Origin of the sequence: Actinoplanes sp. HUAS TT8, from assembly GCF_051380535.1 — a bacterium.
In the GTDB taxonomy this organism is placed as follows: Bacteria; Actinomycetota; Actinomycetes; order Mycobacteriales; family Micromonosporaceae; genus Actinoplanes.
Window position 1 is genome coordinate 10,730,419 of record NZ_CP195646.1, and the last position, 19,354, is coordinate 10,749,772.

At 72.6% G+C, this 19,354-nt stretch carries 15 protein-coding genes; 10 read left to right on the top strand and 5 right to left on the bottom strand.

The genetic code is table 11. From position 1 onward, the window contains the following. Positions 1-75 precede the first annotated feature (75 nt). From dxs to ACSHV8_RS48025, 6 genes are read left to right on the top strand one after another with little or no spacing between them, the layout of a single operon-like run. Positions 76-1,998: a 1-deoxy-D-xylulose-5-phosphate synthase gene (dxs, locus tag ACSHV8_RS48000; RefSeq protein WP_436527159.1), complete on the top strand. Its 1,923-nt coding sequence runs from the start codon at positions 76-78 to the stop codon at positions 1,996-1,998. A 53-nt stretch (positions 1,999-2,051) separates the two neighbouring features. After that, positions 2,052-3,365, top strand: coding sequence for an outer membrane protein assembly factor BamB family protein (locus ACSHV8_RS48005; RefSeq protein ID WP_436527160.1), 1,314 nt, complete (start codon positions 2,052-2,054; stop codon positions 3,363-3,365). 24 nt (positions 3,366-3,389) lie between these two features. Further along, complete coding sequence (locus ACSHV8_RS48010; RefSeq protein ID WP_436527161.1) at positions 3,390-4,736, top strand: outer membrane protein assembly factor BamB family protein; 1,347 nt, start codon at positions 3,390-3,392, stop codon at positions 4,734-4,736. A 10-nt stretch (positions 4,737-4,746) separates the two neighbouring features. Next, positions 4,747-6,042, top strand: coding sequence for a hypothetical protein (locus ACSHV8_RS48015; protein WP_436527162.1), 1,296 nt, complete (start codon positions 4,747-4,749; stop codon positions 6,040-6,042). Between the two features lie 49 nt (positions 6,043-6,091). Beyond that, on the top strand, positions 6,092-6,754 hold the full coding sequence (locus ACSHV8_RS48020; protein ID WP_436527163.1) for a response regulator transcription factor: 663 nt from the start codon (positions 6,092-6,094) through the stop codon (positions 6,752-6,754). A gap of 44 nt (positions 6,755-6,798) precedes the next feature. Continuing rightward, complete coding sequence (locus tag ACSHV8_RS48025) at positions 6,799-7,983, top strand: sensor histidine kinase (RefSeq protein WP_436537306.1); 1,185 nt, start codon at positions 6,799-6,801, stop codon at positions 7,981-7,983. Positions 7,984-7,993: 10 nt separating this feature from the next. On the opposite strand, the gene ACSHV8_RS48030 is transcribed toward ACSHV8_RS48025, so the two are convergent. The 4 genes from ACSHV8_RS48030 to ACSHV8_RS48045 all read right to left on the bottom strand — a co-directional run bounded on the left by ACSHV8_RS48030 (position 7,994) and on the right by ACSHV8_RS48045 (position 13,877). Continuing rightward, positions 7,994-8,935 carry a hypothetical protein gene (locus tag ACSHV8_RS48030; protein WP_436527164.1) on the bottom strand — a complete coding sequence of 314 codons (942 nt, stop codon included), beginning with the start codon at positions 8,933-8,935 and terminating at the stop codon, positions 7,994-7,996. A gap of 107 nt (positions 8,936-9,042) precedes the next feature. Then, entirely contained in the window at positions 9,043-11,106 is a 2,064-nt protein-coding gene (locus tag ACSHV8_RS48035; protein ID WP_436527165.1) for a 3-hydroxyacyl-CoA dehydrogenase NAD-binding domain-containing protein, read from the bottom strand. After that, positions 11,103-12,299 (bottom strand): thiolase family protein, encoded by a 1,197-nt coding sequence (locus ACSHV8_RS48040; RefSeq protein ID WP_436527166.1) that lies wholly within the window; start codon positions 12,297-12,299, stop codon positions 11,103-11,105. The genes ACSHV8_RS48035 and ACSHV8_RS48040 overlap by 4 nt, the downstream gene beginning before the upstream one ends. 276 nt (positions 12,300-12,575) lie before the next feature. Further along, on the bottom strand, positions 12,576-13,877 hold the full coding sequence (locus ACSHV8_RS48045) for an HRDC domain-containing protein (protein WP_436527167.1): 1,302 nt from the start codon (positions 13,875-13,877) through the stop codon (positions 12,576-12,578). Between the two features lie 176 nt (positions 13,878-14,053). On the opposite strand from ACSHV8_RS48045, the gene ACSHV8_RS48050 reads away from it, so the two are divergent. Continuing rightward, positions 14,054-15,169: a trypsin-like peptidase domain-containing protein gene (locus ACSHV8_RS48050; RefSeq protein WP_436527168.1), complete on the top strand. Its 1,116-nt coding sequence runs from the start codon at positions 14,054-14,056 to the stop codon at positions 15,167-15,169. Positions 15,170-15,484: 315 nt separating this feature from the next. On the opposite strand, the gene ACSHV8_RS48055 is transcribed toward ACSHV8_RS48050, so the two are convergent. Beyond that, positions 15,485-16,057 carry a DUF3000 domain-containing protein gene (locus ACSHV8_RS48055; protein ID WP_436527169.1) on the bottom strand — a complete coding sequence of 191 codons (573 nt, stop codon included), beginning with the start codon at positions 16,055-16,057 and terminating at the stop codon, positions 15,485-15,487. Positions 16,058-16,139: 82 nt separating this feature from the next. On the opposite strand from ACSHV8_RS48055, the gene hemE reads away from it, so the two are divergent. From hemE to hemQ, 3 genes are read left to right on the top strand one after another with little or no spacing between them, the layout of a single operon-like run. Next, positions 16,140-17,174, top strand: a complete 1,035-nt coding sequence (hemE, locus tag ACSHV8_RS48060) for a uroporphyrinogen decarboxylase (protein ID WP_436527170.1) — start codon at positions 16,140-16,142, stop codon at positions 17,172-17,174. 49 nt (positions 17,175-17,223) lie between these two features. Beyond that, positions 17,224-18,624, top strand: coding sequence for a protoporphyrinogen oxidase (gene hemG / locus ACSHV8_RS48065; protein WP_436527171.1), 1,401 nt, complete (start codon positions 17,224-17,226; stop codon positions 18,622-18,624). Next, positions 18,621-19,322 carry a hydrogen peroxide-dependent heme synthase gene (gene hemQ / locus ACSHV8_RS48070; RefSeq protein WP_436527172.1) on the top strand — a complete coding sequence of 234 codons (702 nt, stop codon included), beginning with the start codon at positions 18,621-18,623 and terminating at the stop codon, positions 19,320-19,322. The genes hemG and hemQ overlap by 4 nt, the downstream gene beginning before the upstream one ends. Positions 19,323-19,354 lie beyond the last annotated feature (32 nt).

Below are 19,354 nucleotides of genomic sequence, written 5' to 3' on the forward strand. Positions count from 1 at the left end.
GGTGCTGTGGAGGATTCCGGCCTGTCCGTTCGCTCCAGGTCGCGCCCGCCCGCCACCCCGATAGACTCGTGCCTCATGAGCGACTCCCCCTCGACCCCGGCCGGCCTGCTGACGACCATCACCACCCCGGGTGATCTGAAGCGACTGTCCGCGGAGCAGCTGACCCTGCTCGCGGCCGAGATCCGTGACTTCCTCGTGACCAAGGTGTCGAAGACCGGGGGGCACCTCGGTCCGAACCTCGGGGTGGTCGAGGTGACCCTGGCGATGCACCGGGTCTTCGACTCCCCGCGGGACAAGATCCTCTTCGACACCGGCCACCAGTCGTACGTGCACAAGATTCTCACCGGCCGGCAGGAGGGCTTCGATCTGCTGCGCCAGCGTGGCGGGCTGACCGGATACCCGAGCCAGGCCGAGAGCGAGCACGACCTGATCGAGAACTCGCACGCCTCCACCGCGCTCTCCTACGCCGACGGCCTGGCCAAGGCGTTCGCCCTGCGCGGCGAGGACCGGCACGTGGTCGCCGTGGTCGGTGACGGCGCGCTGACCGGCGGCATGTGCTGGGAGGCGCTCAACAACATCGCCGCCACGAAGAACAAGCTGGTCATCGTCGTCAACGACAACGGCCGGTCCTACGCGCCGACGATCGGCGGCCTGGCCGACCACCTCTCCACCCTGCGACTCAATCCGGGCTACGAGAAGGTGCTCGACCTGGTCAAGGACGCGCTCGGCCAGACCCCGGTGGTCGGCCGGCCGGTCTTCGAGGTGCTGCACGCGGTCAAGCGCGGTATCAAGGACGCGATCAGCCCGCAGCCGATGTTCGAGGACCTGGGGCTGAAGTACATCGGCCCGGTCGACGGCCACGACCAGCAGGCGATGGAGTCGGCGCTGCGCCGGGCCAAGGGCTTCAACGCGCCGGTCATCGTGCACGCGGTCACCCGCAAGGGGTTCGGCTACAGCCCGGCCGAGCAGGACGAGGCCGACCGCTGGCACAGCCCGAGCGCGTTCGACGCGGCCACCGGCAAGCTGGTCGCCTCCTCGGCCGTGAAGTGGACCAAGATCTTCGCCGAGGAGCTCGTGGCGATCGCCGATGAGCGACCCGACATCGTCGGCATCACGGCCGCGATGGCCGAGCCGACCGGCATCGCCGCGCTGGCCAAGAAGTACCCCGAGCGGACCTATGACGTGGGCATCGCCGAGCAGCACGCCGTCACCAGCGCCGCCGGCCTGGCGATGGGCGGCCTGCACCCGGTGGCCGCGATCTACGCCACGTTCCTCAACCGCGCCTTCGACCAGGTCCTGCTGGATGTGGCGATGCACAAGCTGCCGGTCACGTTCGTGCTGGACCGGGCCGGCATCACCGGTCCGGACGGTCCGAGCCACTACGGCATCTGGGACATGAGCGTCTTCGGCACGGTCCCCGGGCTGCGGCTGGCCGCCCCGCGTGACGCCGCCACCCTGCGTGAGGAGCTGCGCGAGGCGGTCGCGGTCGACGACGGCCCGACGGTGGTGCGGTTCCCGACCGGCTCGGTCGCCCCGGACACCCCGGCCCTGCGCCGGGTCGGCCCGGTCGACGTGCTGCGTGAGGACAAGAAGAAGGACATCCTGCTGGTCGGGGTCGGCTCGTTCGTCGGCCTGGGGCTGGACGCGGCCGAGCGCCTGGCCGAGCAGGGTTACGGCGTGACCGTGGTCGACCCGCGCTGGGTCCGCCCGGTGCCGGCCGAGCTGGTCGCCCTGGCCGCCGAGCACCGCCTGGTGGTGACCCTGGAGGACGGCATCCGCGCCGGTGGCGTCGGTGACGCGGTGGCTGCCGCGCTGCGGGACGCCGGGGTGCCGGTGCCGCTGCGCGACTTCGGTGTGCCGGCCGGTTTCCACCCGCACGGCACCCGGGCCGAGATCCTCACCTCGCTGGGCCTGACCGCGCAGGACATCGCGCGGGACGTGACCGAGTGGGTGTCCCGCATCGACGCCGGTGCCGCCGTGGAGGAACCCGCCCTCTGACATTGGCAGAACTGTGACAAGCGCCTCCGTTACTACATCGTTATATTCGATGGATGGGAGCGGAGGCGTTCGTCATCGACCTCGGCCTGGGCCGGGGCGACTCGGAGGCCGCCTATGAGCGGCCGTGGCGGGAGACGGTGCCGCGCTGGTTCACGCCGGTCCTGGTCGTCGTCCTGCTGCTGCTCGGCTCGGGGGCGTCGGCCGCCCCGGCCAAGCCGCCTTTCAGCGCGCTCCTGCGGATCACCCTCGGCCCGGCCGATCCGTACCTGATCACCGGCGCCGGGCGGCTGCTCACCCAGACCAACGGCCTGATCACCGCGTACGACCTGGGCACCGGCACGCTGCGCTGGCAGGCCGGCCAGTCCACCCCGGTCTACCGGCTGCGCATCGGCGAGGGCCTGGTGCTGATGCAGCCGTGGACCACCACCGGCGCCTCGGACAGCACCAGCGCGATCTCGGTGGCCACCGGGGCCAAGGTGTGGGACAACCCGCGCAGCGTGATCACCTTCACCGGCAGTGACACGCTGCTCGCAGTGACCGGGACCCGCAGCCTCTCCGGCACCAATCGCCGTGTCCAGGGCCTGATCGAGGTGCTCGACCCGGGCACCGGCCAGGCCCGCTGGCAGGTCCGGGTGCCGTCGACCGCGGTGGTGCTGGGCGTGCCCGGGCCGGCCGACTCGGGCACACGGATGCTCATGGTCCGCGACGACCGGACCGCGCGCCTGTTCGACCTGTCGGACGGGCGGCAGATGAACGTCCGGGAGCTGCCGGCGGCCAACTACGGCCCGGAGAACCCGGTCGTGGCCGGTGGGGTCGTGCTGCTGCGCCATCCCGGGCCGTCCGGGATGGAGGTCTCGGCCTACGACCCGGTGACCCTGCGCGAGTTGTGGACCATGCCGGCCGACGGGACGTACGAGGTCCGCTCCTGCGGTCTGCTCGCCTGTTTCCTCGGCCAGGACGGGGTGTCGGCCGTCGACCCGTCGACCGGGGACCGGCGCTGGGCCGAGGCCGGCTGGCAGGCCGTCACCGAGCGCGGTTCGGCGCTGCTGGCCTACCCGGACTCGGACATCAGCCGCCCGGTCGGCCTGGTCGACAGCGCGACCGGCCGGGTGCGGGTCGACCTGCGCGGCTGGCTGCCCATGCCGGGGTCCGACAGTTCCGGCGATCTGCTGGTCACCCGGGAGGTGCCGGCCGGCGCGCGTACCATGGTCGCGGTCGCCGACCAGGTCGCCGGCCGCGTGCGCCCGATCGCCCTGCTCCCCGAGGACACCGGGGACTGCGAGGCCGCCCCGGGCCGGCTGGTCTGCCGGTCGACGACCGGTGAGCTGGTGGTGTGGGCCTACGACGAGGCGGCGGGCGCGGGCTGATCCCCGTACGGGAAAGGGTGTCGTGTGACGCTGATCGAGCTGGACCGCGAAGCCCACCTCGACCCGCCGCCGGCCTCGCGTCCTCCGATCTCCGCCTATCGTCGCGGCGGCCTGCTGCTGGCCGTGCTCCTGCTCGCGGTCGTGGGTGGCGCGGTGCCCGCGGCCGGCATCGGCTGGCGTTACCTCGGCGCGATCTCCCCGGCGCCGGGCCCGGACGTTCCTTTCGAGCTGGTCGACGGCCAGGTCTACACGGTCGACACCGGCGGCTCCGAGCCGGTGGTGACCGCGTGGAGCCCGGCGAGCCCGCCGGTCCGGCTCTGGGAGGTCCGGCTGCCGGTCGGGGACGAGAAGAGTGTGATCCCGGCCGGGTCGGTGACGGTCCGGGCCGCCGGTGAGATGACCCTGCTGACCGCCGGGGTCGCGACGACCGCGGTCGACACCGCGACCGGGCGGGTCCGCTGGTCCTCGCCGATCGCGGTGACCGTGCTGCCGGGCAGCGGCATCGGTGTCACCGTCGACCGGGTGTTCCGGCCCGGCACCGAGTACGACCAGGAGTCCGGTGATCCGGGCCCGCTCTACTTCTCGGCCAGCGGCGAGCCACACACCGAGCCGCCGCTGCGCACCGACGTCCGTGGCCTGCGGCTCAGCGACGGGAAGACGTTGTGGACGACCGCGCCGGGCGGCTCGGTGACCGTCGACGGGGTGCCCGGCGAGGACCCGGCCGTGCTGATCACCTCGTCGGAGCGGCTCACCCTGGTCGACGGCGACACCGGCACGCTGCTGCGGGACACGCCGCTGCCGCAGTTCTCCGGGCACGGGCCGGCCAGCGGTTCGCTGCTCGGCGACGTCGCGCTGATCAGCTACCAGAGCCCGGGCCGGCAGATCGCCTTCGACGCCCGCACGCTGCGGCAGCTGTGGAACCGCAAGGTGCCCGACATGGTCGCCGACCCGGCCGACTGCCAGGGCGTGCTCTGCGACGGCGGGCACGGTGACCTGCGCGTGCTCGACCCGGTGACCGGGCTGACCCGGTGGCGGGTGAAGGACGACGTCGACCTGACCGTCCGCGCGGGGTACGTGCTGGAGACCGACGCGGCCTCGGACGAGCCGGTGCGGCTGGCCGACCCGCGGACCGGGGCGACCCGGGCCGACCTGACCGGCTGGACCGGGGACGTGGCCGGGGCGGCCGACGAGCCGCTGGTGCTGCGCCGCCGGGAGAGCAGCGGGCAGGCGTTCGCGGCGGTGGTGCCCGGGCACGCGGAGATCCGCCGGCTCGGGGTGGCCACCACCGGGTCGGGGGACTGCGACTCGGACGGTCGGTACCTGGTGTGCCGGTCGTCCGGCGGGCTACGCATCTGGGCCTATCGCATCTAACTTGTTCGGTGTGCCCGACGTATTGATCGACCTCGGTGTAGTCCCCGACGAACCGGCGGCGATCCCACCGCGGCCCCGGCGGCAGTACCTCCGGCCGCTGGCCGCGGTCGTCGCGGCCGGACTGTTGTTCCTGCTCGGCGGCGCGGCGACGGCCACCCGGCCGGCGCCCCCGAAGATCGTTGCGGCCGCGGTCGACGGCCGGGTGGTGGTGCGGGCGAACCGGCTGTTCGTGGTCGACGCCGGGCGGCCGGTCGGCGCCCCGGAACGGCAGCAGGTCATCCACGCGTACTCGCTGCCCGACGTCCGGCCGCTCTTCGACCAGACCGTGACCGTCTCCGGGGAGATCATCGACGTCCGGCCGGTCAGCGACGACCTGCTGCTCGTCGAGGAGCGCAGCTACACGCAGGCCGCGCGGAGCATCATCGCGATCCGGCCGGGCACGGCCGAGCCGCTCTGGCGGCGGGACGGGATCCTGGTCGGCGTCACGCCCGGTGGCCCGGCCGTGTTCGGGGCGGACATCCTGGTCGGCGACGACGCGGACGGCCCCGTCGAGTGGACCGGGGTCGACCTGGCGACCGGCGCGACCACGTGGACCGTCACCAAGTCGGCCGGGGAGCGGGCCTTGCCGGACACGCTGCGCGGCGACCCGCGGTGGCTCTACGTGCTCCGGGCCGGGCGGCTGACCTCGTACGACATGCGGGACGGCCGGCCGGCGGCCGAGGTGCCCCTGCCCGGGCTGCGGCCGGACACGTCCGCGCTGTGGCCGCTCGGCGACCGGCTCCTGGTCAGCAGCGACGCGACCGGCACCACGATCTTCAGCACCGCGGCCGGACTGACCCCGTCCGCGCACACCGTCCACAGCCTGGCCGCGTACCTGGACGGGTACCCCTGCGGGGAGCTGATCTGCGCGTACGCCGCGGGCGGCGGCCTGACCGGCATCGACCCGGCCACGCTGGCCGACAAGTGGTCGGTCGAGCACGCGGAGTACTCGCTGTGGATGAGCGGCTACCTGTTCGCGATCGAGGAGACCACCTCGGAGCCCCGGATCCGGCGATCCGATCCGGTCACCGGCCGGGACGCCGGGCAGCTCGACGGCTGGACCCTGGCCGCCGCGACGAGCGAGGACTTCTACGTACGGCACAAGGAGGACGGCGGCCGGCTGTGGTTCGGCCTCCTGGATCCGGCCCGGCTGCGGGTCCGGCCGCTCCTCGCGGCCGACGGGGTCACCGACGAGTGCCTGATCGCCGACGACGTGCTGGTCTGCCGCAAGATCGATGCGAACGTCGGGGTTTGGCGGCTTCGGTAGCCTTCAGCTACGGCCGCCGGGGCCGGGCGGCGGGGTACGGAGGTCTGCGATGCGCGTGCTGGTGGTGGAGGACGAGCGGACGATGGCCGACGCGATCGCCCGGGGGCTGCGGCGGCACGGGATGGCGGTCGACGTGGCCTACGACGGCCTGGAGGGCCACGAGATGGCCTACGTCACCCGCTACGACGTGGTCGTGCTCGACCGCGACCTGCCCGGCATGCACGGCGACGAGATCTGCGCCGCCCTGGTCGAGTCCGGCGCGCTGACCCGGGTGCTGATGCTCACCGCCAGCGCCTCGGTCGCCGACCGGGTCGAGGGCCTGCAGCTGGGCGCCGACGACTACCTGCCCAAGCCGTTCGCCTTCGACGAGCTGGTGGCCCGGGTGCAGGCGCTGGGCCGGCGGGCCACGCCGCCCGCCCCGCCGGTCTTCAGCGTGGGGAACCTGGTGCTCGACCCCGGCCGCCGCGCGGTGACCCGCGGCGAGTCCCCGGTGGATCTCACCAACAAGGAGTTCGGGGTGCTGGAGGTGCTGCTCAAGGCCAGCGGCGCCGTGGTCTCCAGCGAGGAGCTGCTGGAGCGGGTCTGGGACGCGAACACCGACCCGTTCACCACCACCGTCCGGGTCACCGTGATGACCCTGCGGAAGAAGCTCGGGGACCCGCCGCTGATCGAGACGGTCGTCGGCGCGGGCTACCGGGTCGTGAACAATTGACCGTCTACCAGGGACAGGGCCAGCAGCCGGCCCGGCGGCCGGGTGTGCTGCGCCGGCTGGCGCGACCCACCCTGCGGTTGCGGCTCACCCTGCTGAACGGGATCCTGCTCGTCGCCGCCGGCGCCGTCCTGGTCGTACTGGCCTGGCTGCTGGTCGACGAGTCGCTGCACCCGGCCGACGAGCTGCGGCCCGGCTCAACCGTCACCCTGAACGACGGCAGTGTCCGCGAGGCGCGCGCCTGGCAGACCCGGACCATCGACGCCGCCTCCGATCAGCTGCTCGTCAAGGGCCTGAGCGCGCTGGTGGCGATCGGCATCATCGGCATCGCCGGGGGTTACCTGGTGACCCGCCGGGCACTGCGCCCGTTGCACACGGTCACGCAGACCGCCCAGCGGCTGGGTGAGGAGACGCTGGACCAGCGGATCCGGTACGCGGGGGCCGACGACGAGGTGGCCGAGCTGGCCCGGACGTTCGACGCCATGCTGGACCGGCTGGCCGAGGCGTTCGAGTCGCAGAAACGGTTCGTCGCCAACGCCTCGCACGAGCTGCGCACCCCGCTCGCGGTGATGCGCACCGAGATCGACGTCACGCTCAGCGACCCCGAGGCCGACCTGGCCGAGTACCGGCGGATGGCCCGGGTCGTGCGCGACGCGTCGAGCCGCGCGAACGGGCTGGTCGACGCGCTGCTGGTGCTGGCCCGCTCGGAGGCGCAGTCCGGCCGGCGGCTGGTCCGCAAGGTGCCGGCCGACCTGGCGACGAGCGCCTACAACGCGCTGTCGGCGGTCAAGGACGAGGCCGAGCGGATGCGGCTGGAGATCACCACGGATCTGGCCGCGGCCCCGGTGGTCGGCGACCCGAGCCTGCTCGACCGGCTGGCCGGCAACCTGATCGAGAACGCGATCCGCTACAACCACCTGCTCGGGCGGCTGTGGCTGCGCACCACGTCGGTGGACGGGCAGGCGCGGCTGATCGTCGGCAACACCGGGCACGAGGTCGAGCAGTCCGAGGTGCCGGGGCTGTTCGAGCCGTTCCGCCGGGGCGGCTGGGAACGGACCGGGTCGCGCGGCTCCGGGCTGGGGCTGTCGATCGTCCGGGCGGTGTGCGACGCGCACGGCGGCACGGTCTCGGCGATCGCGCTGGCCGACGGCGGGCTGGAGGTCACGGTCTCGCTGCCGGCCGCGGACACCACTCCCGTGGTGGCCGCGACCGCCAGCGTCCCGCGAACCTAGAGCCCGGGCGTTACTTGATCTGCTCCATCTCGGCCCGCACCTTCGGGAACTCCGCCTTCGCCTTGGTGGCCGAGGAGTAGTACCACACCAGCATGCCGACACTGCCCTCGTCGGCCCAGACGCAGACGGCCAGGTCGATGCCGGACGACTCGCTGTTGCCGCACTTGGCCGAGCCGCCCAGCGTGCCGGTGTCGACCGGGGCCACGTCGTCCACCGCGAGGCCGGTCAGGGCCGCGTTGGTGAAGTTCTTGTCCAGCTCCAGCGCCGGGTTGGGGATCGGGGCGGCGACCGCGATCGCCATCACCATGTTCTTCTTGGCCGGGGTGCCGTAGAACGCGCCGAACGACTTCGTCGCCCCCGGGTAGGAGGTCAGCAGGCCGTCCTCCATGGTCTTGGTGACCTCGGCGAACGCGGCGGTGTCCAGTTTCGGCCGGCCGTTCAGCGTCTTCGGCTCGACGACGGTGATGTCGGCGGTCTTCGGCGCGGTGGTGCTCTCGGCCGGGCCGCTGCCCGGGTCGGCGCTGGTGGAGCTCTGCGCGGTGTCCTTGGCCTGGTCGTCGCCGTAGACCATGCCGACCACGGCCAGACCGCCGATGCAGAGCACGATCACGATGGCGACCGAGACCAGGACGATCGGGAGGGTCCACGACTTCTTCGGCGGCCCCGGCGGGATCGGCGCGAACTGCGGCTGCTGCGGGAAGACCGGCTGGCCGTAGGCGGGCTGACCATAGGCCGGCTGCTGCGGATAGCCGTCGGGCTGCGGCGGCACGTAGCCCGGCGGCTGACCGTAGGCAGGCGGGGCCGACGGCTGCCCATAGGCCGGCTGTCCGGGCTGGCCGTAGGCCGGCGGGAAGGGCTGGGCCGGAGGGAAGGGTTGCGCCGGATCGGGCCCGGGCACGTTGGGATTCGGCACGCCGGGGTAGGGCGGGCCCGAGTACGGGTCTTGCGACATCGACGGACTCCAGGATCAGGGGTAACGCGCCGCAGCCTATCCGCGCGGTATGACAAAAAGCGACGCCCCCACCCGGATGACGGGTGAGGGCGTCGCTGGAATCACGCTCAGGAGCGGCGTACGTTCGCCAGACCCGAGGGCAGGAAACGCTTGCCGGTGACCTGCTCGGCGATGCCGCTGCGGTCCAGGTACGGCGTCACGCCACCCAGGTGGAACGGGTAGCCCGCCCCGAGGATCATGCACAGGTCGATGTCCTGCGCCTCCGCGACCACGCCCTCGTCGAGCATGATGCGGATCTCCTCGGCCAGCGCCGCGAGGGCCGCCGCCCGCACCTGGTCGCCGGTGAGCACGGTGTCGCCGACCTCGAGCAGCTTTACGACCTCGGCGTTGATCTCGTCGTCGACCAGCAGGGGCAGGCCGGCGTCGACGATGCGCTTGAGGTTCGGGCTGTCCACGTACCGCTCCGGGAACGCCCGGTGCAGCGTCTCGCCCACGTGGTAGGCCACCGCCGGGCCGACCAGCTGCAGCAGCGCGATCGGGCGCATCGGCAGACCCATCGGGTCGAACGCCTCGTTCACCACGTCGAGCGGGGTGCCGGCGTCGATCGCCTTGAACACCTCGCTGGTGAAGCGGGTCAGCACCCGGTTGACCACGAACGCCGGGGCGTCCTTGACCAGCACCGAGGACTTCTTCAGCTCCTTGCCGACCGCGAACGCGGTGGCCAGCGTGGCGTCGTCGGTCTTCTCGCCCTTGATGATCTCCAGCAGGGGGAGGACGGCGACCGGGTTGAAGAAGTGGAAGCCGACCACCCGCTCGGGGTGCTCCAGGTCGGCCGCCATGTCGGTGATCGACAGCGAGCTGGTGTTGGTGGCGAGGATCGCCTCCGGCTTCACGATCTTCTCGAAGTCGGCCCAGATCTGCTTCTTCAGGTCGAGGTTCTCGAAGACGGCCTCGATCACGAAGTCGGCGTCGGCGAAGACCGACTTGTCGACCGAGCCGCTGATCAGGCCGCGCAGCTTGGCCGCGGTGCCCTCGTCCAGGCGGCGCTTGCCGACCAGCTTGTCGATCTCGCCGGTCACGTAGGCCACGCCTTTGTCGACCCGCTCCTGGTCCAGGTCGGTCAGCACGACCGGGACCTGCAGGCGGCGCAGGAAGAGCAGGGCCAGCTGGGACGCCATCAGACCGGCGCCGACGATGCCGACCTTGGTGACCTTGCGGGCCAGCGACTGGTCGGGCACGCCGACCGGACGCTTGGCCCGGCGCTGCACCAGGTCGAACGCGTACAGGCTGGCCCGCGCCTCGTCGCCCATGATCAGGTCGGCCAGCGCCTCGGTCTCGGCCGCGGTGCCGTCCTCGAACGACGCGTCCTTGGCCAGGGCCAGCAGCTCCAGGGCCTTGTTGGCCGAGGGGACGGCGCCGTGCAGCTTCTCGTCCAGCTGGTTCTTGGCGAACCAGAGCACGCCGTCCCACATGTCCCGGTCGATCTCCGGCCGTTCGACCGTGACGTCGCCCTTGACGACCCCGGCCGCCCAGGCCAGCGAGTCCTCCAGGAAGTCGGCCGCCTCGAACAGCGCGTCGGCGACGCCCAGCTCCTTGGCCTGCTTCGGGCGCAGCACCTTCTGGGTCAGCGGGTTCTGCAGGATGACCTGGGCCGCGCCGGGGATGCCGATCAGGTTCGGCAGCAGCTGGGAGCCGCCCCAGCCGGGGATCAGGCCGATCGCGACCTCGGGCAGGCCGAGCGCGGCGGCACCGGTCGAGACCGTGCGGTAGTGGCAGTGCAGCGCGACCTCGAGGCCGCCGCCGAGCGCCGCGCCGTTGACGAACGCGAACGTCGGGATGGTGCTGTTCTTCAGGCGGGCGAAGACCCGGTGGCCCAGCTCGCCCAGCTCGACCGCCTGCTCCCGGGTGGAGAGCAGCGGCATACCGGTGATGTCGGCGCCGACGCAGAAGATGTACGGCTTACCGGTGATCGCGATGAACGCCGGGTCGGCCGCGGTCGCCGCGGTGATCGCCTCGTCCAGCGACTTCAGACCGGCCGGGCCGAAGCTGTTCGGCTTCTTGTGGTCGAAGCCGTTGTCCAGGGTGATCAGGGCGACCGGCTTGTCCAGACCGGGGACCCGGACGGCGCGCACCAGCGCCTTGGTCACGACCTCGTTCGGGTTCTCGATCACTTCGCGAAGCCTTCCCAGTTCGGGTTCTCCCAGATCACGGTGCCACCCATGCCGATACCGATGCACATGGCGTTGAGGCCGTACCGCACCTCGGGGTGCTCGGCGAAGTGCCGCGCGAGCTGCGTCATCAGGCGCACGCCGGAGGAGGCGAGCGGGTGGCCGATGGCGATCGCGCCGCCCCACGGGTTGACCCGCGGGTCGTCGTCGGCGATGCCGTAGTGGTCCAGCAGCGCCAGCACCTGCACGGCGAAGGCCTCGTTCAGCTCGAACAGGCCGATGTCGTCGATGGTCAGGCCGGCCTTCTTCAGCGCCTTCTCGGTCGACGGGATCGGGCCGTAGCCCATGATCTCCGGCTCGACACCCGCGTAGGCGAACGACACCAGCCGCATGGCGACCGGCAGGCCCAGCTCACGGGCGGTGGCCTCGTCGGCCAGCAGGGCCGCGGTGGCGCCGTCGTTCAGGCCGGCCGCGTTGCCCGCGGTGACCCGGCCGTGCGGGCGGAACGGGGTCTTCAGCGTCGCGAGCTTCTCCATCGAGGTCTCGCGGGGCGCCTCGTCGACCGTGGCCAGGCCCCAGCCCAGCTCGGCGCTGCGGATCGCGACCGGGACCAGGTCCGGCTGGAGCTTGCCGTCGGCATACGCCTTGGCCGTCTTGAGCTGCGAGTTCAGCCCGAAGCGGTCGGTGCGCTCCTTGGTGATGTGCGGCAGCCGGTCGTGCAGGTTCTCCGCCGTGGAGCCCATGACCAGGGCCGACGGGTCGACCAGCTTCTCGGTCAGGATCCGCGGGTTCGGGTCGACGCCCTCGCCCATCGGGTGGCGGCCCATGTGCTCGACGCCACCGGCGATGGCCAGGTCATACGCCCCCATCGCGATGCCGCCGGCGACGTTGGTCACCGCGGTCAGCGCGCCGGCGCACATCCGGTCGATGGCGTAGCCCGGCACCGTCTTGGGCAGGCCGGCCAGCAGGGCCGCGGTCCGGCCGATGGTCAGGCCCTGGTCGCCGATCTGGGTGGTGGCCGCGATCGCGACCTCGTCCACCCGGTCCGTCGGGAGCTGCGGGTTGCGCTTGATCAGCTCTCGGATGCAGCGGATCACCAGGTCGTCGGCGCGGGTCTCGGCATACATGCCGCCCGCCTTGCCGAACGGGGTGCGGACGCCGTCGACGAAGACGACCTCGCGTACTTCACGGGGCACAGCAAGCCTCCTTGCGGGCGTGAACCCAAATGTGTGGAGAATGCTACTCGCCGGTAACTAGCGCCCGCCATGCCCTGGCCGAAATGTCACAGCGCTGTTTCCGCGGACGCCCCAGCAGATCAAGAAACCCAAGATCAAGGGCCTTTTTGCCTACGTCCGCCGTGGTCCCGATCGTCGCTCCCGCGGGGACCGTTCCGGTCTGAGCAGGGCGCTGGCGCGCCCAGAACGCTCAGCCCGAAACGGCGACGTCCGTGGGTGGTTGCGGTCAAACCCCGTTCAGTCGGTGAGCGGGGAGGGTAAGACTGCGGCCAGCTGGTTGGCGATCAGGCTGACCTGCCAGTTGCGGGCCCCGAAACCACGCAGAGTGTCGCTGACCGTCTGCGCGCTGACGTCATCCGGCGGGGACCAGGCCAGTCGCCGGATGTAGTCCGGGCTGATCAGGTTCTCCGGGGGCAGCCGATGCGTCTCGGCGGTGCCGACCACGACCGCCCGGCAACGAGCCAGGCGGGCCGCCGCGATCGGGTCGCGTTCGGCCCAGCGGTGCGGCGGGGGCGGCCCCTCGACCGGCTGGTTCACCGGCAGCGCGTCGTCCGGCAGGGCCCGCGCCTGGTCCAACGCGTCCAGCCAGATCTTGGCCAGGCGGCGCACCGAGCGCCCCCCGAACCCGGGAATGGCCAGCAGGGTCCGCTCGTCCTTCGGGTCGGCCTCGGCCGCGGCCACGATCGCCGAGTCGGGCAGCACCCGGCCCGGCGCCGAGTCCCGGCGGGCGGCGACACCGTCCCGCGCGTACCAGAGCGCGCGCACCCGGCCCTGCGCCCGCGCCCCGCGCACCCGGTGGATGCCGGACGTGCGGCGCCACGGGTCGGCGCGGACCCGGGGCGGCCGGTCGGCGCCGGCCACCAGCGCGGCGAACTCCTCCGCCGCCCAGGCCGCCTTGCCCTGCCGGTCCAGCTCGGTCGCCAGCAGGTCACGCAGGTCGGTGAGCAGTTCCACGTCCAGCGCCGCGTACGTCAGCCAGGACTCCGGCAGCGGCCGGGTCGACCAGTCGGCCGCCGAGTGGTGCTTCTCCAGGGAGAAGCCGAGCAGGCTCTCGGTGAGCGCGGCCAGACCGACCCGCTCGAACCCGGCCAGCCGCGCGGCCAGCTCGGTGTCGAACAGCCGGCGCGGTTTCATCCCGAGCTCGGCCAGGCAGGGCAGGTCCTGGCTGGCGGCGTGCAGCACCCACTCGGTGTCGGCCAGGGCCGTGTCCAGGGTGCGCAGGTCGTCCAGCGGGAGGGGGTCGAGCAGCACCGTGCCGGAGCCCGCCCGGCGCAATTGCACCAGGTAGGCCCGCTGGGTGTAGCGGTAGCCGGAGGCACGCTCGGCGTCCACGGCGACGGGGCCGGTGCCGGCGGCCAGCCGGGCCACGACCTCGGCCAGCTCGGCCGAGGTCTCCACCGGGGCGGGGGTGCCGTCGCGGGGCGCGGTCAGGGGAACAGCCTCGGAACCGCCAGAACTCGGGTCGGGCGGCACTTCGTGCGGTCCGTCCCCTGCTGGCTCTGGCGTGTCCCGACGGCGCAGGGGTGTTTCGTCGGTCACTCCGTAACCGTACGGGGGTCACACCCTTGCCGTGCGCAGCCGGGTCCCGGCGCGCCGATTTCTCGATCGACTTCCGGTCCGGATCTCATAGCGGAAGCACAGGTTCCGGGTTCAACCATTGCGCGGTTCGCTCCGTATATCCGGGTGCCACGCCGAGACACCGGGAGGCCGTGCGGATGACCGCCACCTACGAGCCCTTCACCCCAGCCGGTTCACCCGAACCGCGCCGGGACCGCTACGCCTCGCGGCAGGATGAGCGTTACGCCTCGCAGGAGGAGCGTTACCCGCGGGAGGAGGAGCGCTACGACACGCGCTACGACGACCGTTATGCGCGGGCCGAGGATCCGTGGGCGGCGCAACCGGCTCCGCAGCAGCGGTCCTGGGAGCAGCCGGCCGCGCCCGCCTGGCAGGACCCGGAGCCGGCTCCGCGCTGGTCGGACCAGCCGTCGCAGCAGTTCGCGGCCCAGTCCTACAGCGCGCCGGCCTACACGGCCCCGGCGTACTCCGCCCCGGCCTACGAGGCGTCCGCGCCGCCGGCCGTCCGGGCGAACCGTCCGGGTCGCGCCAAGCCGATCATTCTCGGGCTGGTCGTGGTGCTGCTCGCGGTCATCGGCTGGCAGGCGTACCGCATCGAGAGCGTGATCAAGAGCAGCAACGACCTGGCCTCGGCCGTGACCAACGAGAAGGACCGCAGCGCCGACCTGGAGAAGCAGCTCACCAACGTCTTCGACCCGGAGTCGATCTCCTCGGCGACGCTGCCCAGCGTCTTCCGGGTGCGTGCGGGCGACTTCACCGGCACCGCGTTCTCGGTCGGGACCAAGGCCGCGGGCGGCACGGCCAACCTGTTCACGAACTTCCACGTCGTCGAGTCCATCTGGAAGGCCGGCAACAAGGCGGTCACCCTGGAACGCGGCACCACCAAGATCAACGCGACGATCGTCAAGGTGGACGAGGGCAAGGACCTGGCCCTGCTCGTCGCCAAGAAGACGATCAAGCCGCTGGCCGTCTTCACCGGCACGGTCAAACCCGGTCAGCAGGTGGTCGTCGTCGGCGCCCCGCTCGGCCTCGACGACACGGTCACGGTCGGCGCGATCAGCGCCTACCGCGAGGACGACGCCGACGGCCCGACGATCCAGTTCGACGCGCCGATCAACCCGGGCAACTCCGGCGGCCCGGTGGTCAACGCCTCCAAGCAGGTCGTCGGCCTGGCCACCGCCAAGGCCCGCGACGCCGAGGGCATCGGCCTCGCCATCACCATCACCACGGCCTGCGACACCTTCAAGGTCTGCTGAAGCCCGCGAGTCGCCCACCCGGCCCGAGCCCCGTGCGTATCTCGCGCGGGGCTCCGGCGTTCCCGCCCCCAGCCGCGCCGCCGGCCCTCGGCTGGTGCTCACGGTCGTATCGGGGCCCTCGGAACAGCCCTCAGTGCCAGCCGGCCGGCGGGAGACGCGGCCGGGGCCCGGACCCGGGACGACCTTGCGGGCCATCCACTTTCGCCGGTGGTCGCCGGGCGGCCCGGCACCGGGACGAGCTCGCGTGATCGGACCAGGGGCTGGGGGATTGCGGTTGGGGGGTTGCTAGGACGTACTGCCGAAGGGGTTTTTTCGTCAGGAAGCCGGGGCCCGGTGGCGGTCGGCCAGGGAGGCGACGCCGGGTGGGGGCAGGCCGGCGGTGGAGGCCAGCATGGCGCACCAGCCGCAGAGGTGGGCGGCGAGGTCGTCCGAGGTCGGGGTCCAGGAGGCGCGGACCTCCAGGTCGGCCGTGGGGGCCGGGCCGGCGAGTTCGCCGAAGCGGGTCGACGCGGTCTCGGTGACCGTGCCGCCGATCGCCGTGTAGGACGCCGAGAACTGTTCCAGGGCGTCGGTCAGCCAGGTCCAGGCGACCGCCGGGAGCAGCGGGTCGGTGGCCAGGTCGGGTTCGAGTTCGGCGGTGACCAGGGTGACCAGCCGCAGGTCGCCGCGCCAGGCGTCGTGCCCGGCCGGGTCGTGCAGGAGGATGAGACGGCCGCTGGCCACCTCGTCGCCGGATCGGAGGACGGTTGCGCTGAGCGCGAACGAGTACGGCGCGAGCCGCTGCGGCGCGGCGATCTCCTCGAGCAGGATCTCCGGCCGGGGCGAGTCCGCGCGCAACGCGGCCACCGCACGGGTGAACGTGTCGGGAACAGCGGAGGGGGACGCCATGGGGGAAGAGTATGCCGATCTACGCCCCGGCCGCCGTCGCCGCGCCGCCGGAGGCTCTTCACTCACGTGGCACGATGACCCGGTGACGGTTCTCGAGGATTCCGCTTTCGTCCGCGCGTGCCGGGGGTTGCCCGGTTCGCACACGCCGGTCTGGTTCATGCGGCAGGCCGGGCGGTCGCTGCCGGAGTACCGGAAGGTTCGCGAGGGCATCGCCATGCTGGAGTCGTGCCGCCGGCCCGATCTGGTCACCGAGATCACCCTGCAGCCGGTCCGCCGGCACAACGTGGACGCGGCGATCCTGTACAGCGACATCGTGGTGCCGATCGCCGCGGCCGGCGTCGACCTGGACATCGTGCCCGGCACCGGCCCGGTCGTGGCCGACCCGATCCGCACCGAGAAGGATCTGGAGCGCCTGCGGCCGATCACCGCGGACGACGTGGACTATGTCGCGCAGTCGGTCCGGCTGCTGGTCGCCGAGCTCGGGGCCACCCCGCTGATCGGTTTCGCCGGGGCGCCGTTCACCCTGGCCAGCTACCTGATCGAGGGCGGTCCCTCGCGGACCTATCTCAAGACCAAGGCGATGATGTACGGCGATCCGCAGCTCTGGCACGCGCTGCTGTCCCGCCTGGCCGGGATCACCCTCGCGTTCCTGCGCACGCAGATCGACGCCGGGGTCAGCGCCGTCCAGCTGTTCGACTCGTGGGCGGGCGCGCTCTCCGAGGCCGACTACCGCGAGTTCGTGATGCCGCACTCGGCGAGCGTGCTGCGCGGCCTGGACGACGCCGGGGTGCCCCGGATCCACTTCGGGGTGGGTACGGGCGTGCTGCTGGAGGCCATGGGCGAGGCCGGCGCGGACGTGGTCGGGGTCGACTGGCGCACCCCGCTGGACGTGGCCACCAAGCGCATCGGGCCGGACAAGCCGGTGCAGGGCAACCTGGACCCGGCGATCCTGTTCGCCGGCTGGGACGTGGTCGAGCGGGAGGCCCGGCGGGTCCTGGCGCAGGGGCAGGCGGCCCCCGGTCACGTGTTCAACCTCGGTCACGGCGTGATGCCGGAGACCGATCCGGAGATTCTCACCCGGCTCACCGCCCTGGTGCACGAGGTCTCCGCTCGGTAGCTCACACCCGCGGGACCCGGCTGGGCGAGCGGGCGCGGGGCCTGGGAGGGTGGGGAACGTGCGGAAGCGGATCGCGATCATCGGCGGGGGTGTCGCCGGCCTGGCCGCGGCTGTGCGCCTGCGGGACGTGTCACCGGCCGACACCGAGATCATCGTGTACGAGCAGAGCGGCGCCCTGGGCGGCAAACTGCGTACCGGTGAGCTGGCCGGTGTCCCGGTCGAGCGCGGCGCCGAGTCGTTCCTGTTCGGTGCGCCCGACGGCGGCGAGTCGGCCGCGGTGACGTTCGCCCGCCGGCTCGGCCTGGGTGACGCGCTGGTGCATCCGGCGGCTCAGCCGGCCGCGCTGGCGATCGGCGGGCGACTGGCCCGGATCCCGGCCGGCACCCTGGTCGGTGTGCCCGGCGACCTGTCGACGCTGGACGGTGTCGCGCTGCCGGACACCGATGCCGATTCCGACGACGGCCACCCGTTGCTCGCCCCCGGGGCTGACATCGCGGTCGGCGCGCTGGTCCGGTCGCGTTACGGCGCCGAGGTGGTGGACCGGCTGGTCGACCCGATGCTCGGCGGGGTCTACGCGGGCCGCGCCGACCGGCTCTCGCTGCGCGCCACGATGCCGCAGCTGGCCCGCACCGCCGAGACCGAGCACACGCTGCGCGGGGCGGTCCGGGCCGCCCAGGCGCTCAGCAAACGAACCCCTGGTCAACCGGTGTTCGCGGCCGTGGACGGTGGGATGAGCCGGCTGATCGGCGCCGCCGCGACCGCGGCCCGGGCCCGGATCAGCCTGGGCCTGCCGGTGCGTGAGATCGTCCGCACCGGTGACCGCTGGCACCTCGTGCTCGGCCCGGCCCCGGAACCGCAGACCGACGACGTCGACGCCGTGATCCTGGCCGTCCCGGCCAAACCGGCGGCCCGCCTGCTCATCGACGTCGCACCCGAGGCCGCGGCCGCGATCGGCGGGTTGGAGTACGCGAGCGTCGCCCTGGTCGGGATGGCCCTGCCGCCCGGCACCCCGCTGCCCGAGCTGTCGGGTTTCCTGGTCCCGCCGGGCGAGGGCACCCTGGTCAAGGCGGCCACCTTCTTCACCCGCAAATGGCCGCACCTGGCCGGGCCCGACGGGCCGGTGATCGTGCGGGCGTCGCTGGGCCGGGCCGGCGAGGAGGAGCGGCTCCACCTCAGCGACCAGGCGCTGCTCGAGATCGCGCACCGGGAGCTGGGCGAGCTGGCCGGTGGTGGGCTGCCCCCGGCGGCCGCGGCCTGGATCCAGCGCTGGGGCGGCGGCCTGCCGCAGTACGCACCCGGCCACCCGGATCGGGTCGCCGCGGCGCGGGCCGCGCTGCCCCCGGGCCTGGCCGTGGCCGGCGCGGCGCTGGACGGCGTGGGCATCCCGGTCTGTGTGGCCGGCGGCGAGCGGGCGGCCGACGATGTGAACAGTTATTTGGAGGCAGCATGAGCGAGCAGACCAACGCGGCCCGGATCAACGAGCTGAACGCGACGATCCGGTACACGATGTGGTCGGTCTTCCGGGCGTCGAGCCCGCTGCCGGCGCTGCGGGACGAGCTGGCCGGTGAGGTCGACGCGCTCTTCGAGCAGCTGGCGGCCAAGGACGTGACGATCCGGGGCACCTACGACGTGTCCGGGCTGCGGGCCGACGCCGACCTGATGATCTGGTGGCACTCCAGCGACCCGGACGCGCTGCAGGAGGCGTATTCGCTGTTCCGGCGCACCGCGCTGGGCCGGCACTTCACCCCGGTCTGGTCGCAGATGGCGCTGCACCGGCCGGCCGAGTTCAACAAGAGCCACCTGCCGGCGTTCCTGGCCGGTGAGGAGGCGCGGCCGTACATCTGCGTCTACCCGTTCGTCCGCTCCTACGAGTGGTACCTGCTGCCCGACGAGGAGCGGCGCGACATGCTGGCCGAGCACGGCCGCCAGGCCCGCGGCTACCCGGACGTGCGGGCCAACACGGTGGCGTCGTTCGCGCTGGGCGACTACGAGTGGATGCTGGCCTTCGAGGCCGACGAACTGCACCGCATCGTCGACCTGATGCGCGACCTGCGGGCGTCCCGGGCGCGCCGGCACGTCCGCGAGGAGGTGCCGTTCTACACCGGCCGCCGTCGCTCGATCGCCGAGATCACCGCGTCGCTGCCCTGAACAACCCCTGAAGATCAACTTCAAGATCTTCA

What these genes read in the sequence shown, in the direction of transcription:
- ACSHV8_RS48020 (WP_436527163.1), top strand. Translation starts at nt 6,092, where the DNA reads ATGCGCGTGCTGGTGGTGGAGGACGAGCGGACGATGGCCGACGCGATC.
- ACSHV8_RS48055 (WP_436527169.1), bottom strand. Translation starts at nt 16,057, where the DNA reads ATGGCGTCCCCCTCCGCTGTTCCCGACACGTTCACCCGTGCGGTGGCC.
- hemQ (WP_436527172.1), top strand. Translation starts at nt 18,621, where the DNA reads ATGAGCGAGCAGACCAACGCGGCCCGGATCAACGAGCTGAACGCGACG.
- ACSHV8_RS48005 (WP_436527160.1), top strand. Translation starts at nt 2,052, where the DNA reads ATGGGAGCGGAGGCGTTCGTCATCGACCTCGGCCTGGGCCGGGGCGAC.
- dxs (WP_436527159.1), top strand. Translation starts at nt 76, where the DNA reads ATGAGCGACTCCCCCTCGACCCCGGCCGGCCTGCTGACGACCATCACC.
- ACSHV8_RS48030 (WP_436527164.1), bottom strand. Translation starts at nt 8,935, where the DNA reads ATGTCGCAAGACCCGTACTCGGGCCCGCCCTACCCCGGCGTGCCGAAT.
- ACSHV8_RS48050 (WP_436527168.1), top strand. Translation starts at nt 14,054, where the DNA reads ATGACCGCCACCTACGAGCCCTTCACCCCAGCCGGTTCACCCGAACCG.